Source organism: Streptomyces sp. NPDC001493 (assembly GCF_053597235.1).
The window spans coordinates 501,780-517,133 of record NZ_JBSFHV010000001.1; the positions used below are offsets into that span (position 1 = coordinate 501,780).

11 protein-coding genes are annotated in these 15,354 nt (G+C 71.7%); all 11 read right to left on the reverse strand.

Features of this window, described 5'->3' with window-relative positions; genetic code table 11:
* Positions 1-154: 154 nt before the first annotated feature.
* Positions 155-562 carry a DUF3224 domain-containing protein gene (locus tag ACWCWD_RS01955; protein ID WP_450769453.1) on the reverse strand — a complete coding sequence of 136 codons (408 nt, stop codon included), beginning with the start codon at positions 560-562 and terminating at the stop codon, positions 155-157.
* A 77-nt stretch (positions 563-639) separates the two neighbouring features.
* Positions 640-1,107, reverse strand: coding sequence for an ATP-binding protein (locus ACWCWD_RS01960; protein WP_450769455.1), 468 nt, complete (start codon positions 1,105-1,107; stop codon positions 640-642).
* Between the two features lie 345 nt (positions 1,108-1,452).
* Positions 1,453-2,274 (reverse strand): anti-sigma factor, encoded by an 822-nt coding sequence (locus ACWCWD_RS01965; RefSeq protein WP_450769457.1) that lies wholly within the window; start codon positions 2,272-2,274, stop codon positions 1,453-1,455.
* Entirely contained in the window at positions 2,271-2,861 is a 591-nt protein-coding gene (locus ACWCWD_RS01970) for a sigma-70 family RNA polymerase sigma factor (protein ID WP_450769459.1), read from the reverse strand. Before ACWCWD_RS01970 ends, ACWCWD_RS01965 begins: the two co-directional genes overlap by 4 nt.
* 88 nt (positions 2,862-2,949) lie before the next feature.
* Positions 2,950-4,026: a 2,3-diaminopropionate biosynthesis protein SbnA gene (sbnA, locus tag ACWCWD_RS01975; protein ID WP_450769460.1), complete on the reverse strand. Its 1,077-nt coding sequence runs from the start codon at positions 4,024-4,026 to the stop codon at positions 2,950-2,952.
* A 78-nt stretch (positions 4,027-4,104) separates the two neighbouring features.
* A complete protein-coding gene (sbnB, locus tag ACWCWD_RS01980; protein ID WP_450769462.1) occupies positions 4,105-5,175 on the reverse strand; it encodes a 2,3-diaminopropionate biosynthesis protein SbnB in 1,071 nt (356 codons plus the stop codon).
* Entirely contained in the window at positions 5,172-6,179 is a 1,008-nt protein-coding gene (locus ACWCWD_RS01985; protein WP_450769463.1) for a TauD/TfdA family dioxygenase, read from the reverse strand. The genes sbnB and ACWCWD_RS01985 overlap by 4 nt, the downstream gene beginning before the upstream one ends.
* Before the next feature lie 27 nt (positions 6,180-6,206).
* On the reverse strand, positions 6,207-8,687 hold the full coding sequence (locus tag ACWCWD_RS01990) for a non-ribosomal peptide synthetase (protein ID WP_450769465.1): 2,481 nt from the start codon (positions 8,685-8,687) through the stop codon (positions 6,207-6,209).
* Positions 8,684-11,230, reverse strand: a complete 2,547-nt coding sequence (locus ACWCWD_RS01995) for a Pls/PosA family non-ribosomal peptide synthetase (RefSeq protein WP_450769467.1) — start codon at positions 11,228-11,230, stop codon at positions 8,684-8,686. The genes ACWCWD_RS01990 and ACWCWD_RS01995 overlap by 4 nt, the downstream gene beginning before the upstream one ends.
* Positions 11,231-11,628: 398 nt before the next feature.
* A complete protein-coding gene (locus ACWCWD_RS02000) occupies positions 11,629-12,585 on the reverse strand; it encodes an ABC transporter ATP-binding protein (RefSeq protein WP_450769468.1) in 957 nt (318 codons plus the stop codon).
* Entirely contained in the window at positions 12,582-15,353 is a 2,772-nt protein-coding gene (locus ACWCWD_RS02005; protein WP_450769470.1) for an ABC transporter permease, read from the reverse strand. The genes ACWCWD_RS02000 and ACWCWD_RS02005 overlap by 4 nt, the downstream gene beginning before the upstream one ends.
* Between the last annotated feature and the right edge of the window lies 1 nt (position 15,354).

Consider the following 15,354-nt stretch of genomic DNA (forward strand, 5'->3'; position numbering starts at 1 on the left):
GCCTTCCGGCTGTTGTGTGCGTGGCGGCCGGGTCACTTGGCGGGTCGGGGATGTGAACCCGGTCGAACTGCCCCAGGGAGCAGGGTGGTTGCAAGCAACGGCCCCGCCCCCTGTCGTCGAGATCCGGCTCCGGCTCCGTTCCCGACGCGGCGCCCTATTGGCCGAGCTCGTAGTCGAACCAGATCCGGTGGGTGCCGTCCGCGTCGACCGCGACGCCGCCGGTCCCCGTGATCCCGGCCAGCGCGCCCGTCCCGCTGGCCGGCACGATGACGAAGAACTCGCCCTCCCTCCCTTCGCCCAGGGTCGTCGCGGAGTGCGCGAAGTTGAAGGCGCCCGCCCGGTCGTCGAGCGTCCCTTCGAAGGACTCCATCGCGACATACGTCCCCGTACCGGTGGTCTGGTCGAACGCGGCGGTGAACAACGTGGCGGAGCGCCCGACGACCTCGCCTTCGTACTGCTTCTCCATCGTGGCCACACCGACGGGCAGGGCGGTCTCGATCGCGGGGCCGGGCACCGGTGCCGGGGTGAAGGCGTCAACTTTGAACGTTCCTGAGGCTCGCATCCCCGGATCGTAAGCCGCACCACTGACATCGATGCCGGTACTCGGGTTCCGGTGGTGGCAGCGGCTCCGTGGCCGGTTCACCGGGCGCTGTCAGCCGTCGTCAGGGCGGCGTGCACGCACTTGCCGTCAGGAAGTGGCTCGGTGAAGACCCGGGCGCCCAGGTCCTCGGCGATGTGCAGGCCCATGCCACCTGTGCCGTCGGTCAGATCGGGGGCACGTGTGGCTGGTACGGCGCACGAACAGTCGGTCACCGCGATGTCCAGAGCGCCTGCGGTGGTGGTCAGGGTCAGGGCGCTGGGGCCGGGGGCGTGCCGGACCGCGTTGGTGACCAGTTCGGACACGATGAGCAGGACATCGGCATGGCGGTCCGGCGTGAGCGCGGGTCTGGTCCGGCGGAGGAAGGCAGCCGTCGCCCGACGGGCGTGCGAGGCGGCTTCCGGCCCGGAGGGCAGCGGGACGGTCCGTGTGCCGGGCAGGCCCGGCGTGACAGTGTCCGGCGTGACGGCGGGAGGCCGGACGGCGGGAGGTGAGATTGCAGTGGTCATGACATTGTCCCGACGAGGGGGCGACGGCCTTGCGGACGCCGGTGGGTGTGGTGCCGGGGCCGACGCCGGGAGCGGGTCCCCGTCCTGGCGGACTCGGCACTCGGGTCGTGAGCGGCTTTCCACAAAGGATTCGTAGGCATCGGCAGGATTGTTTGGGGTGGACCGAAGAGAATGTGCGGGAGAAAGTGACGATCACCAGAAGTGCCCACCAGAAGTGCCCACCAGCAGTCCCCACCCGCAGTGCCCACCCGCACAGCTCAGCCGCAGTGCCCACCCGCACCGCTCAGCCGCGCCGCCCACCCGGGAGAGAGCGGCTTGCCGCGGCAGTCGGGTTCCCCGGCCTTGTCAGGCGGGGAGTGGGACCGCGCCGAGGGGGTCGGTGGTGGGCTGTTCGGAGCCCCCGGTGGGTTCGACGGAAAGAGCCACGGCCGTGGCATCGTCCACCGGCCCCTCCAGGTAGGTCAGCCGGCGCCCGGGGTCGCGGCTGAGCAGCCCGGCCGGTACGGGTTTCCCGCTCTCGATGAACCAGGCCTCGTACACCTTGCCAGTAGGAAGCCGCGGCAGGTCGTGGACGGCGAGCGTGGCCGCGTTCTCGCTGCGGGAAACCGCGACCGTGGCCGTGCCGCCGCCGCGCAGACTCTGGGTTTCGAGCTGGACGTCGGGCGCTGTCAGCACCCGCGCCACCTCGTCCTGCCGCTCCCGCGCCTGCCGGGCCCCGGTTCTGGCGTCCTGCGCCTCCCGGTACTGCCACGTGGCGACGCCGAGGGCCAGGACGGCCGCCACACAGGCCGCCAGCGCGAGGCGGGGCAGCTGTCGTGAGGGGGCGTGGGCCCGGCCGTCGGCCGTCGGAGCGTCCGGGACCGGCTGCCACGCGGCGGGAGCCCGCCGCGGAGCCGCGCGCGCCCTGCGGGGGCGGACCCGTGTCTCCTGCGGCGTGGTCGCCACCTTGCGGAGGATCTCCTCACGCAGGGCGGCCGGCGGAGTCACCGCTGCGGACACTCCCAGCAGCGCGGCCGTGGCCTGGAGCTCGGCGACCTCTTCGCGGCAGGACTCGCACTCCTCCAGATGCCGTTCGAAGGCCAGGCGCTCGTCCTCGGGGAGAGCGTGCAGGGCATAGGCGCCGCTCGCGTCGTGCGGATCCGCACCGTCCGGGTCCGCAGCGTTCACGGCGTCCCTCCCAGGCAGGCGCGCAGCCGGATCAGCCCGTCCCGCAAGCGGGTCTTGACCGTGCCGAGAGGTACGGACAGCGACTGCGCCACTTCCTTGTAGGTGAGTCCTCCGTAGTAGGCGAGGGCCACCGTCTCGCGTTGGATGTCGGTGAGCGCGTGTACGCAGCGGCGCACCCGCTGCCACTCCAGATGGGTTTCCACCTGTTCGGACACGTCGTCGAAGGGCGGGCCGGTGTCCAGCAGTGCCGCTCTGCGCTCGCGGTCCGCACCGGCCTGCGACGACCGCACGCGGTCCACCGCGCGGTGATGCGCCAGGGTCATGATCCAGGTCATCGCGCTGCCGCGGTCGGGCTCGAACCGGCCGGACGTACGCCACACCTCCAGCAGCACGTCCTGGACCACCTCCTCCGACTGCGCCGGGTCCCTCAGAACCCGGTGGACCAGCCCCATCACCGGCCCGGCGGCACGGTCGTAGACACCGGTGAAGGCATCCCGGTCCCCTTCGGCCGTCCAGAGCATCAGCTGGTCCAGATCGGGCTCGTCCGTCTGCTGCCCGGCTTCTCCTCCGCGATCGGCGGATTGCACCTGGATACCTCGCTGACCTGTCGACACCGGTACGGAGACCGTCCGGGCGATACAAGCACCCCGGGGCTCCAGGGGCCATGCGGGTGCGTCAACGCGGTGAATTCATCGTCTGCCGGGGCGCTCCGTACGGCGACGTCGTACGTGCGCTGCCGGCCGGCTCGTGGTCGTCGGGGTGCGCACGTCGTCGCGCGACCGTCGGGGGCGGGCGAGTGGTGTAGAGCGGACCCTCGCCGTAGAGGTCCTGGACCCAGTTGTCCTGGTACACGGTGTCGAGATACCGCTCGCCCAGGTCGGGTGCGATCGCCACCGCGGTGAGGTCCGGCGTCCGGTGCCGGGCCAGCCAGTCGATCGCGCCGCTCACCACGGTGCCGGTGGACCCGCCGAAGAGGAAGCCGCTCCGGGCCAGGCGTCGGCAGGCGCGGACGGTGTCCGCCTCCTCGACCCGCACCACCTCGTCCACGTACGACTCGTCCAGGAGCGGCGGACGCATGCTCATGCCCAGCCCCGGGATCATCCGGCGGCCCGGGTCGCCCCCGAACGCCACCGAGCCGACGGTGTCCACCGCGACGATCCGTACGGGGCGGTGCCGGTCCCGGAAGTACCGTGCGCAGCCCATCAGCGTCCCCGTGGTCCCCGCTCCCACGAACAGGACGTCCAGGCGCGGGAAGGAGCGGGCGATCTCCGGAGCCGTGGTGCGGTAGTGCGCCCTCCAGTTGGCCGGGTTGGTGTACTGGCTCAGCCACACGTACCGGTCGTCGGAGGCGCACAGGCGCCGGACATGGTCCAGCCGCGCGGCGAGGAAGCCGCCGCCGGTCTCCTGGCCGGCCACCAGCTGAACCTCGCCGCCCAGAGCCTCCATCATCAGCCGGGTGGTGAGGTTGCAGCGCGAGTCCGTCACACAGACGAACCGGTAGCCCTTGCTGGCCGCGATCATGCTCAGTGCCACGCCGAGGTTGCCCGAGGAGGACTCGACGAGCACGGAATCAGCCGTCAGGGTGCCGTCGCGTTCCGCCGACGCCACCATCTCGGCGGCGGCCTTCAGCTTGATCGAGCCGGCGAAGTTGAAGCCCTCGCACTTGAGGAGCAACGCCTCCCCGAAGACGCGCTCGACGTCCACGTAGAGCGCCTCCTCGTCGAAGGCCTGAGGGACAGTGATGACCGACACGGTGAACTCCTCTTCCGGGCGTTTCCTGTGGGCTGTGCTGTGCTGGGACGGGCCGGATCCGGTACGGGGCAGCCGCCTTCACCCGTAACGGCGTCGTTCGTGGAAGAAGTCGTCGACGACCCGCAGTTGGCCGGAACGGGCGACGCGGTCGTAGACGAAGCCGCCGACCGCGAGATCGAGCACCCCGAGGCCGAAGGGCGAGAAGACCGCCGGACGGTCCCCGGGGACGGTCACCCGCCCCGCCATCACGTCGTCCAGCGTGCCGTGCACGAAGTCCCGGTTCCCGGTGAGCTGTTCGGTCAGATGGGGAGAGGTGTCCGCCCTGAGGCAGTGCCCGATGTCGTCGACGATGTTGGTCGAGGCCAGAAGGACCCTCGGGGCGAGATCGCGCAGCGACACGTGCAGGACCACGGGGTTGTGGCCGAACCACGAAGGGTCGTCGACATGGGGTTCGCCGGCGACGGTCGCGAATACCACGAGATCGCTGGTGCGGATCAGATCCTCCGGGGAGCGGTGCACCGTGACGGGCGCGGCGCTGCCGGACTGTTCCACGTACAGCCGGAATCCGGCCGCGCTCTCCGCGGAGACGTCGTACACCCCGATGTCGTCGAACGACCAGCCCGAGCCTTCCAGGAACATGTGGATGTACCGGGCGATCAGGCCGGAGCCGAAGAACCCGACGCGGGTGGGGCGTGTCCGGTCGCGGCTGAGCCGGTCGGCCGCCGAGACCGCGGACGCGGCTGTCCTCGTGGCGCTGATGATCGAGCTTTCCAGACAGGCGAACGGGTAACCCGTAACGGGATCGTTGAGGATCAGCACGGCCGAGGCACGGGGAACGCCGGACCTCACATTGTCCGGGAAGCTGGAGATCCACTTCAGTCCGTCCACCGGTGACTCGCCCCCGAGGGAAGCGGGCAGCGCGATCATCCGGGACGTCGCGCGGTCCGGGAAGCGGAGGAACGAGGAGGGCGGGTTCACCGTCCGTCCCGCACCGTGCAGCCGGTAGGCGGCCTCGACCACCTCCACGATCTCCTTCTCGCGGCCGTCGAGGGCACGTCGGACCTGGCTGCCGGGGATCACCGCGAACGAGGGCACGGTGACGTCCTCGGCCGCCGTGGATGCGGGGGAGCCGGTGCGGTCCCTGTTCATCGCGGTCCCACCTCGATCGTCCGTGAGAAGGAGTCCGGCCGGGTCGGGGAGGCCATCGCGACGACGACCTCGCGCGGGCCTTCGTAGGCCTCCCTGCTGTGCGCGGTACGGATGTTGTCCACGAGGAGCAGGTCACCGGCCTCCCACGGCCGGCGCACGGTGTGCTCCTCGTAGACCGAATTGATGAGACGGACGACGTCCTCCCCGACGGGCTCGCCGTCGCCGTACCGCGTGTTGAACGGCAGGCCGTCGGGTCCGTACTCGTCGACGAGGTACTCGCGTACCTCGGGTGCGAGCGTCCACTCGTTGAGGAAGGCGATCTGGTTGGACCAGCAGTACCGGCCGTCGGCCGGGTGGCGCACCACGGCGCTGCGCCTCTGCGTGGTGCGCAGCCCTCCGTCGGGCTGCCAGGCGCAGGCGATGGCATGGTCGTGGCAGTAGCGCTCCACCGCCTCGTGGTCGTCGGTGCCGAACGCCTCGGTCACGGTGGCTCCGACCTCGCCGGTGTAGTTGCGGGTCAGGAGCCAGCCCTCCCGTTCGAACCGCTCGGTCAGACCGCGGGGCAGGGCGCCGAGCACGTCCGACGCGTCGGCCAGGCCGGTGGCCCCGCCCGTGGTGGGCTCCGAAAGACAGGCGAAGAGCAGCAGGCCGGGGAAGCCGACGGTGTAGCTCAGTTCGTGATGCATGCACATCGGCTGGTTCGGCGGCCAGGGGGAGGACGAGTGGACGCCGGGCGAGTACGTTCGCCTGGCGGCGAAGGTCTCCCGTTCCGTCACCGGTTCCGCGGCCAGCCCGCCGAGGACCGCGGCGACGCCGTCCGTGTCGTGCAGACCCAGGCCGCGGACCAGGACGGCACCGTGTTCGGCGAGTGCGGCGTGGAGCCCGTCCCGGGCCCCGGCCGCCCAGCCCGCCGGGTCGTCGCCGGCCCGGACCCTCAGCATCGCGGGCCGGCCCGGTCCCCGCTCCTGATCGGCGGGGGCGGTGGCCGTTTCCATGGAAGTCATCGTGATCTCCTCGGGGTAGTGATCGGTTCACGAGGTGGAACGTGCGTCGATGCATGAGGCGAGATCGGTGAGTACGGGGTGACGGACCAGGTCCCGCAGCGATACCTCCCGGTCCAGGGAGACCGCCACCCTGACCGCGGACAGTGAAGTGCCCCCGCGGTCGAAGAAGTTGTCCTGCCTGCCCACGAGCGTCCGGGGGACGCCGAGCACCTCCGCCCAGACCGCTGCCAGACGTCGCTCGGTGGGCGTGCGGGGCAGGTCGTCGTTCTCGTCCACGACGGTCCCGTCCGATTCCGCTGCCCGTTCGGCCAGTTCCCGGCGGTCTATCTTCCCGTTGGCGGTCAGCGGCAGCGTCTCCTGCCAGTGGAACGCCGACGGAAGCATGTACGCGGGCAGAGTGGCGCCGAGCCGGTTCCGCAGTTCATCGGCCCGCAGGGGTTGCGCACCGCTGTAGAAGGCGGTCAGATGCCGCTCCTGACCGGGCCGTTCGGCGACCACGACGGCGCCGTCGCGCACGCCGGGTGTCCGCAGCAGAGCGTTCTCGATCTCACCGGTCTCGATCCGGAACCCCCGGATCTTGACCTGTGAGTCCCTGCGGCCGAGAAACTCCAGCTGTCCGTCGGGGAGCCAGCGGCCGTAGTCCCCGCCCAGATGGAGCCGCTCGCCCGCGTGGAACGGGTCCGGCAGGAAGACGGCGTTCGTCCGGTCCGGGTCGTTGACGTAACCCCGGCCGACACAGATCCCGGCGAAGGCTATGGCACCCGGTGCCCCCAGTGGTACGGGGGAGAGGTGCTCGTCCAGGAGATAGACGCGTACGTTGCCGACCGGACGGCCGAGCGGCACACGTGCCGTGTCCGGCACCCGGTCCATGACCGCGTGGTTGGTGTCGTCGGACGTTTCGGTCAGACCGTAGGCGTTGACCAGCACTGTTCCGGGCACCGTGGTGAACCAGCGCCGAACGAGGTCCTTCTTCAGGGCTTCGCCGGTGACCGACACGCACCGCAGACCGGGCAGATCGCGCGCGTGCTGTTCCAGGAAGGCCAGGACGGCGTCGAGGTAGGACGGGACCAGCTGCAGAACGTTGACCCGGCGGTCCGCCAGGGTGTCGACGAACCGGCGGACGTCCAGGATCGCCTCCTGCCCCACCAGCAGGGTGCGTCCGCCCGTCAGCAGGGCCGACAGGAGCTGCCACACGGAGATGTCGAAGCACTGGGGTGCCGTCTGGGCGACCACGTCGCCCTCCCCGATCTCCAGGTCCTCGATCTTCGCGAGGAGGTGGTTGAGCATTCCCGCGTGCTCCACCATCGCCCCCTTGGGCTCCCCGGTGGAGCCCGAAGTGAAGATGGTGTATGCGAGATCGTCCGGTCCGACCGGTACGCGGGGATCGGAGTCCTCGTGGCTCTCCTCGCAGAGTGTGTCGATGAACGACGTGCGTACCCCTGCCAGGGACGTGACGGCGGCATCGAGAGTGGTGCTGCTGCCGGGGTCGGTGAGCACCCGGCCGCAGCCGGCGCGAGTCAGCATGGCGGCGATGCGGTCGGCGGGGAAGCCCGGCTCGACGGGCAGGTAGACGCCGCCGGCCTTGAGAACCGCGAGGACCGAGGTCAGCCAGTTCAGGTTCCGCCCGGTCACCACGGCGACGACGTCCTGCCGGCCCAGCCCCGAGTCCAGCAGGGCGTGAGCGAGCCGGTTGGCGCGGTGGTCGAGCTCCCGGTAGGTGCAGGACCTGTCACCCTGAACGGCCGCGACCCGGTCCGGGTGGGTGCGCGCCCGCTGTGCGAAGAGTTCGTGGAAGCGCAGGCCGGGGAGTTCCCGGTGCGGCCCCGCGAGCCCGTCGACCTGATGACGGAACTCCTCGGACGACAACAGGCTCTGCCGCCCGTGCGCCGCGTCGGGATCCGCCGCGATCAGCCTGAGCGCGGTGAGGTGATAGCCGGCGATCCTTCGCGCGCACGCCTCGTCGAGAACCTCTGTGCTGTACAGCAGCCGGAGCACGTACGCGTCGTCGCGACGGACCGCCGCCACCTGCAGCACGGCCTTCCGCACAGGCCGACCGCTGCCCGTCGGGTCGAACACCACCTCGGGCGGGCCGGCCGGGAGGCCCAGCTCCGAGCGGAGAGCGCCGACCGGAAAGTCCTGGTGGGCATGGAGCTCCGACTCCGTACGGTCGGCGTGCAGCACCAGCGCCCGCCACGTGACACAGCCGGTCGACAGGCGGCACGGCAGCGGATCGGCGGCCGCGGCTGCCACGAAGCCGGTCGTGACGTCGGGTTCCCCGGTCAACGCGGCCAGTACCTTGGCATGGGCGGCCAGGACCGGAGAGGTGGGGCTGACCCCCATCGACGCCGTCAGCCGGTCCAGTTCGGTCATGAGCGCCGCCGGTACGGCAGTCTCGACCACCGCGGTGCCGGGCACCGGATCGCGGGTCCACCGGGCCAGTGAGGTGGCTCCTCCGGCGGTGAGCGCATCGCGCCAGTAGTCGGAAGGGGTGCGTGTTCGCGTGTTCATCGTGTCGCCTCCTCGCCCCGGGCGTGTGCCGGGTCGATCCGGGTGGCCGGATTCCCACCCCACCGGGCGTTCTCGGGCACCGACTCCCCCTTCATCAGGAAGGAGTCCGGAGCGAGCTCCGCTCCGTCGCCGATCGTGACGCCGTAGTGCACGAAGGCTCCGACCCCGAGCGTGCAGCGGGAACCGATGGCGGAGCGGTCGGACTTGAAGGCGCCGTCCTCCTGCGAGTGGCACTGGACGACACTGCCGGTGTTGAGCGCGGAGCCGTCCCCGATGGTGACCATCGTCCGCTCCGTCAGGAAGCAGCCGTCGTCGAAGACCCCGCGCCCGATCCGCACCCCCAGCAGCCGCCAGATCAGCCCCTTGAAGGGAGTCCCGTCGAACGTCTTGAGGAACAGTTCCGACGGCACCTTCCAGAAGCGTTCACGCCGCCAGAAGCGGCGGTCGTAGATCGAGCAGAAGAGCGGGCCCGGCGGGTGGGACGAGGTGACCGCGCGCTCCACGAGGACGAAGTACGCGGCACTGACGAGCAGCACCAGGATGTTGCCCAGCGCGACAGCCGCGGCGCCGACCGACGTGTAGAGCTCGGCCGAACCCGAGACGACCAGGGTGACCAGGAACGCGTAGACCCACCTGACCAGCAGGTACAGCCCCATGGTGCCCGCGTTGTGCCTGTTCTTGGCGGCCAGGCCGGCGCGTAGTTCGGAGCCGGTCTTCATGAGGCCGAAGCCGCTGTCCCGCTCGACCGACCTGGGTATCTCGAAACTGGGCGAGCCCAGCAGGCCGACATCTTCCCGGATCCTTCCGTCCACAGGGACCATGACCTTGGTCGCCAGCAGGCAGTTGGCCCCCGTCCGGCCCCGGGAAGGGTAGGCGATCCTGTTGCCGAGGAAGTTCCGCGGTCCGATGGCGGTGCGGGAGACGCGGAAGGACGTGCTGGAGAACTCGGTGTTGTTGATCGACAGCCCGTCGGCAACCATCGTCCCCGCCCCGACCGCGCTCAGGTACGGCGTCTCGTGCTTCACCTCGGTCCCGAAGTTCGATCCCGTCTGCTCCACCCGGGAGAGGTCGTAACCGAGCAGGCGGAGGTAGGGGACCACGGCGGAACTGTCGCCGAACAGGCGTGTGAGGAAAGGCCGGTTGGTCAGCAGGGTGATCGCGCGGAGCATCCCGTAGTGGAAGCCGTAGAGGGGGTAGACCCTGTCCGGTGCGATGGTGCGGGCGAGCAGCCGGGGGACGGCGGCGAGAACGAGGAAGCCGAGCGGCATGATCACGAAGAGCAGCACGAAGGAGATGGCCAGGGCGTCGCGGTAGAACACCCACGTCGTGAGGACCGAGGGGCCCGGTTCCAGCACGGCGGAGAGCTGCGGGGCCTCGGCGAGCAGCATGCCGAGGCCTCCGACGGCCAGCGGCAGGTACACCAGCAGCGCGGCCAGCAGCTGCGTGACGCTGTGGAGCGACCTGCGTACGGCGCCGCACGACGCGGGTTCCACCACCGGGTACTCCAAGTCGGCTCGCCGTGCCGGTGAGCCGTGCCAGGATTCGCCGGCGGGTACCGTCTGCCCGCTGTGGAGGGCGGACGCGTGGGCCAGCCGGGCGCCGTCGCCGAGCGACGTACCGATGTCGAGCACCGAGGCCTCGGCGACGACCACGTCCTTTCCGAGCGCCACGGTGCCGGTCTCGATGAGATCTCCGCAGGCGCGATAGCCGGTGAAGAAGCAGTCCTTGCGGATGACCGTGGAGTCACCGACGGACAGCAGGTCGGTACAGAGGGGCACGTGGCGGGAGAAGACCGTGACGCCCGGGCCGATCCGCGCGCCCAGCGCCCTGAGATAGAGCGTGTAGAGCGGCGAGCCGACGAAGAGGACGAGCGGGTCCGAACGGACGAGTGTCTTGACGACCCAGAGGCGGAAGTACGCCAGGCTCCAGATGCGGATCCGCTGCGGCTTCCAGCGCCCCACGAGGATCCACTTGACGAGTACCGGCGCGACCGACAGTCCGAGGAACACGGCGCCACCGAAGACGACTGAGCGGAGATACACGTCGAGCACGCCGGTTCCGGCGGATATCCACGCGTAGCCGTGGACACCGACGAACGCGACGAGGAACGAGTAGACGAGGAAGGCCAGCAACTGCATCGCTCCGCACAGGGCGTACCTCGACCTGCCCGGGGCAGCCGCGGGTGCCGGGACGGACGGTGCGAGGACGGGGGGCGACGGTTCCACGGGTGCGGGGGGAGCGGTGGCCGTCAGGGCCAGGGCCAGATCCCGGACGGTGCCGTGCTCGTAGACGTCGCGGATGGAGACCGGCGGCAGGTCCGCGCGCTTTCTGACCCGCGCGCAGAAATGGGCCATCACCAGGGAGTCGGCACCCAGGTCCTCGAAGAAGTGGCTGTCGGCCGACACGTGATCGAGCCGCATGACCTCGGCCAGCACCTCCGCGAACCCCGCTTCGACGCAGGCGGCCGGTTCGGTGGGGTGCCCGTGCCGGGCAGGGGCGCCCTCCGAAGGCGGCGACGAAGTGGCAACCTGCGTTCCGGTCATGAGGGACTCCCTCGATAGGACGCGTGCCACGTCGTATGCGACTCGGGGTGAGCCGGACGCGGACGCTCTCTACCCAGCATTCGAGACCGACGGTGCGAAGGTTTGCCCTATTTACGTATGAATTTGCATATTCCGACCTGCCCTGGTCCGGCCATCTACGTGACACCCCGGACCGCCCGCAAGAACCCGCAGAAGTACGTCTGAGGTACCGCGGCGCCTCCGTGCGAGGCCGGCCGACCCGGAGGGCTCGACCTCGTTCCCGGCGGGCCGGTGGAGACGCCCCGGGCAAGGCCCCCGGTGTTCCTCCCGGGCGTCCCCCGGGAGAGACCGGGAGACCGGGAGTGGCGCCCGGGCGTCGGCCCGCCCTCGCCCGGTCCGCCCCTGCCGGGCCCCCCGGGTCACTGCCCGGCCGCGTCCGGCCACACCCCGATGTGGTCCCGTTCGAGCTCCAGCATGACCCGGTGCTCCATCCCCAGCGCCTCGGTGTAGTCCGCCGGGAGCTGCAGCCGGCCCGCCCGGTCGAGCATCGCGTACTCGCGGGCCACCAGGGACTCCTGGCCCGTCGCCGCGTCGACCTCGGTGTGCCGGAGCACCTCGGAGGAGGTACGGCCGTCCCGGATCGCGACGGTGCGGCGTACTTCGTCCGCCACCGCCTGGTCGTGGGTGACGATCACGATCGTCGTGCCCAACTCCTCGTTGGCGCGGCGGAACGCGGCGAACACCTGCTCGCCCGTCGCGGAGTCCAGTTCGCCGGTCGGCTCGTCGGCCAGCAGCACCGAGGGGTTGTTGGCCAGTGCGACCGCGATCGCCACCCGCTGCTGCTGTCCGCCGGACATCTGCGCGGGGCGGCGGTCGCGGCACTCCGTGACCTCCAGCATCTCCAGCAACAGCTCGGCGCGCGCGGCCCGTTCGCGGTTCTTCCCGCGCCCGCGCAGCTGCATCGGAAGCGTGATGTTCTGTGCGGCGGTGAGGTACGGGAGCAGGTTGCGGGAGGTCTGCTGCCAGACGAAGCCGACCACGTCACGGCGGTAGCGCAGCCGCTCCTTCGGCCCCATGGCCAGCAGGTCGCAGCCGGCCGCCTTCGCCGAACCGGCCGTGGGGACGTCGAGTCCCGCCAGGATGTTCATCAGGGTGGACTTCCCGCTCCCCGACGCACCGACCAGCGCCATCAACTCGCCTTCGGCGACGAGGAGATCGAGTCCCTGCAGGGCCTGCACCTCCACGCCGTCCGCGGAGAAGACGCGTACCAGCCGGTCGCAGACGATCAGGGCGTCGTGCCCGTAGGCGGGCCGGTCGCGGCGTGCCGCCGCCCGCCGTTCGAGCTCCGCCAGTGTGGTCTCCGTCGATGCTGTCACCGGGTGTCTCCTGCCCTGAGTTCCTTGATCGATCCACGGCGGCCCGACCACCACGCCTGCACACCGGCCACGGCGGCGGTGAGTACGACCACTCCCAGCGCCGGGAGCGTCAGCGACCGGACGTCGGCGCGCAGCGACGCGGTGTGCGGGTTCCCCGGTGCGACATCGGTCAGCGCCAGCGCGGACAGGTCGACACCGGGTGCCAGCAGGGCGATGGTCGCCCAGCCGACGAGGAGCCCGCCCACCGCCGCCGGCAATGCCTGCGGCAGCGCCTCCAGGGCGAGCAGTCGCCGCCCCTGACGGGTGGTGAGCCCCATGGTGCGCAGCCGCGCAAGGAGCGTGGTGCGCTCCGGCGCCGTCCGCAGCAGCGAGAGGACCACGGCGAGCAGCGCGTACCCCGCCCCGGCGGCGACGGCCGCCTCGTAGATCCGTTCGGCGCCCGCCTGCATCGGGGAGTTCACCAGCTTCCCGCGTTCCGCCGACCGCAGTCGCACCACGTACTCCGGGCCCGCCTCGCGCGCCGTCGCGCGCAGGAGTTTTTCGTCGAGGGAGTCTCCGGTCACCAGCAGGGTGGTGGGGTCCGGTGCGGCGAGCGCGTCCGCGTCGACGATCAGGAATTCTCCGTCGCTCACCGCGGAGGTACGGGGCAGCACTCCGGCGACCCGTACCGTGAGGCCCCCGTCCTGTGTCCGGACGGTGCGGGGCCTCTCGCCGAACCGCTCGGCGAGAGCGGGCGAGACGATCACGGGCACGGCCCCGGCCCGGTCCGGACCGCGCTGCAGCGCACCCGCCGGGAAGGCGGCCAGCCCCGTGGCGCGGGCCAGCCGCGCGTAGGAGGCGGGCTCGACCCCCACCACGGCGGCGCGTTCCGTGTCCGGCCCGGTTCCCTGCGACGCGGCCAACCGCGTCCCGTACTCGATGTGTACGGGCGCGACGTCCTCGACGCCGGGCGCGGCCCGGAGCCGGCCGAGGACGTCCCCGGGGACCGTGGAGCGCGCGCCCTCGCCGCTGATGCGGGCGTCCGCGCCCACCGCGCGCAGCGCCGCGTCGGCACGCGCGTCCGCGACGCCCGCGAGTACGGAGCCACCGAACGCCGCCGTGGTCAGCGCGGTCAGCAGGGCCAGCAGGAGCAGCGTGCCGCTCGAAGGGGCCCGGCCCGCCCGGGCCAGTGAGAGGAAGCCGACCGCGCCGCGCAGTCTCGCCGCGGGACGGGACGCCAGGCGCAGCGGGAGGGGATACAGCCGTGCGAGGACGAGCGCGGCGATCAGCCCCACCAGGACCGGGGCGGCGCTGACCAGCAGGTCGGTACCCGCGCCCGTCGTCGTACCGCGGCGGCGCAGCGCGGTGACCGCTCCGGCCGCCAGGACGAGGAGCGTCAGTTCGGCGACCGTGCGCCGGCGGCTGGGCCGGGCGTCCACCATGTCCTCCCGGGCCCCGGGCAGCACGGGGCGGCGATGGCGCAGGGCCGTGTGCAGGGGCAGCACCACGCAGACCGGTACGGCGACGGCCGCGGCGCCCACCGCGGCGGGCGCGAACCGGGCGTCCGGGACGAGCAGGACGGCCAGGAGCAGTCCGAGCGCCGCCGCGGGCAGCACGGACACGGCGGTCTCGGCGAGCAGCCGCACCCCGATGCCCCGCAGCGAGCCGCCGCGCGAGCGCAGCAACGCGAGTTCGTGGTGGCGGCGGGCGCCGATCAGCCCGCCGGTCATCAGGAGGACGACGGCGGCGACCGCGGCGATGCCCACGGCCGCGACGGTGACCACCGGGTCGATCGCGGCGCGCATCGCCAGGTGGGCGTCGAGGATCGCGTCGAGTTCGGTGGTGAGCGTGGTGGTCGGCCCGGTGACGTCCCGGAGCTTCAGCAGGCCGGGGCCGTGCTCCACCGAGGCGACGGCTGTGCTCGCGGGGGAGGCGTCGGCGGCGGTGAGACGGGAGGTGTCCGGGGCGATGCGCCAGAAGAGTTCGGGCTCGCCCGTGGTCGCGAGGAGAGCCGGCGCCGCGTCCGGCGGCAGCAGCAGCGCGGCCGTCCAGAAGTAGACCGGGGTCGGGGAACCCGGGTCCTTCGCCAGGGACGGGGAGCGGAACAACGGCTCGGCCGACCAGTAGCCGCTCTCCGGCCGCAGCGGTGCGACGATGCCGGTGATCCGGACGGTGAGCACCGCCCGGCCGTGGGTCACCACCGCGATCGTGGAGCCGGGCCTCATCTTCAGCTCGGCGGCGGTGTCCTCGGTGACGGCCGCTTCCACCTCGCGGGAGGCCTCCGTCACCTCGCCGTGCACCACCGGCCAGTGCCCCGCGCGCAGCGTGCTGTGTTCGGCGAGCCCCGACGGGGCCGCGTAGGTGAACCGGGGCGGCAACCCGTCGGGACGCGGGAGCCAGGGCTCCTGGGCGACCAGCGGCTCCGTCGTGTGCACACCGTACGAGGAGTGCGGCACGTCGGCCCGCAGCGGGGCGGGGAACGTGTCCGCCAGCGCCTCGTACGCCTCGGCCAGCGCTTTCTGACGCATCGCCCGCTCCCTGACCGGGGGCGCCTGCGAGAGAGAGGGCGGTGGCGCGGTCACTTCGAGCACGCTCCGCCTCGGAGCGGCGCCCGTGATGTCGTGCCGCAGCGCATCCGTCCCGTACGCGTCGACCGCGCGCGGGAACACGGCGGCGAGGAACGCCGTCAGAAGGACGAGGGCCGCGAGGGCGACGGAGACACCGGGGGCGGTACGCAGCCGGGTGCGCACCCAGGGAGCGCAGGCGGCCGGTGTCCGGGCAGTGTTCATG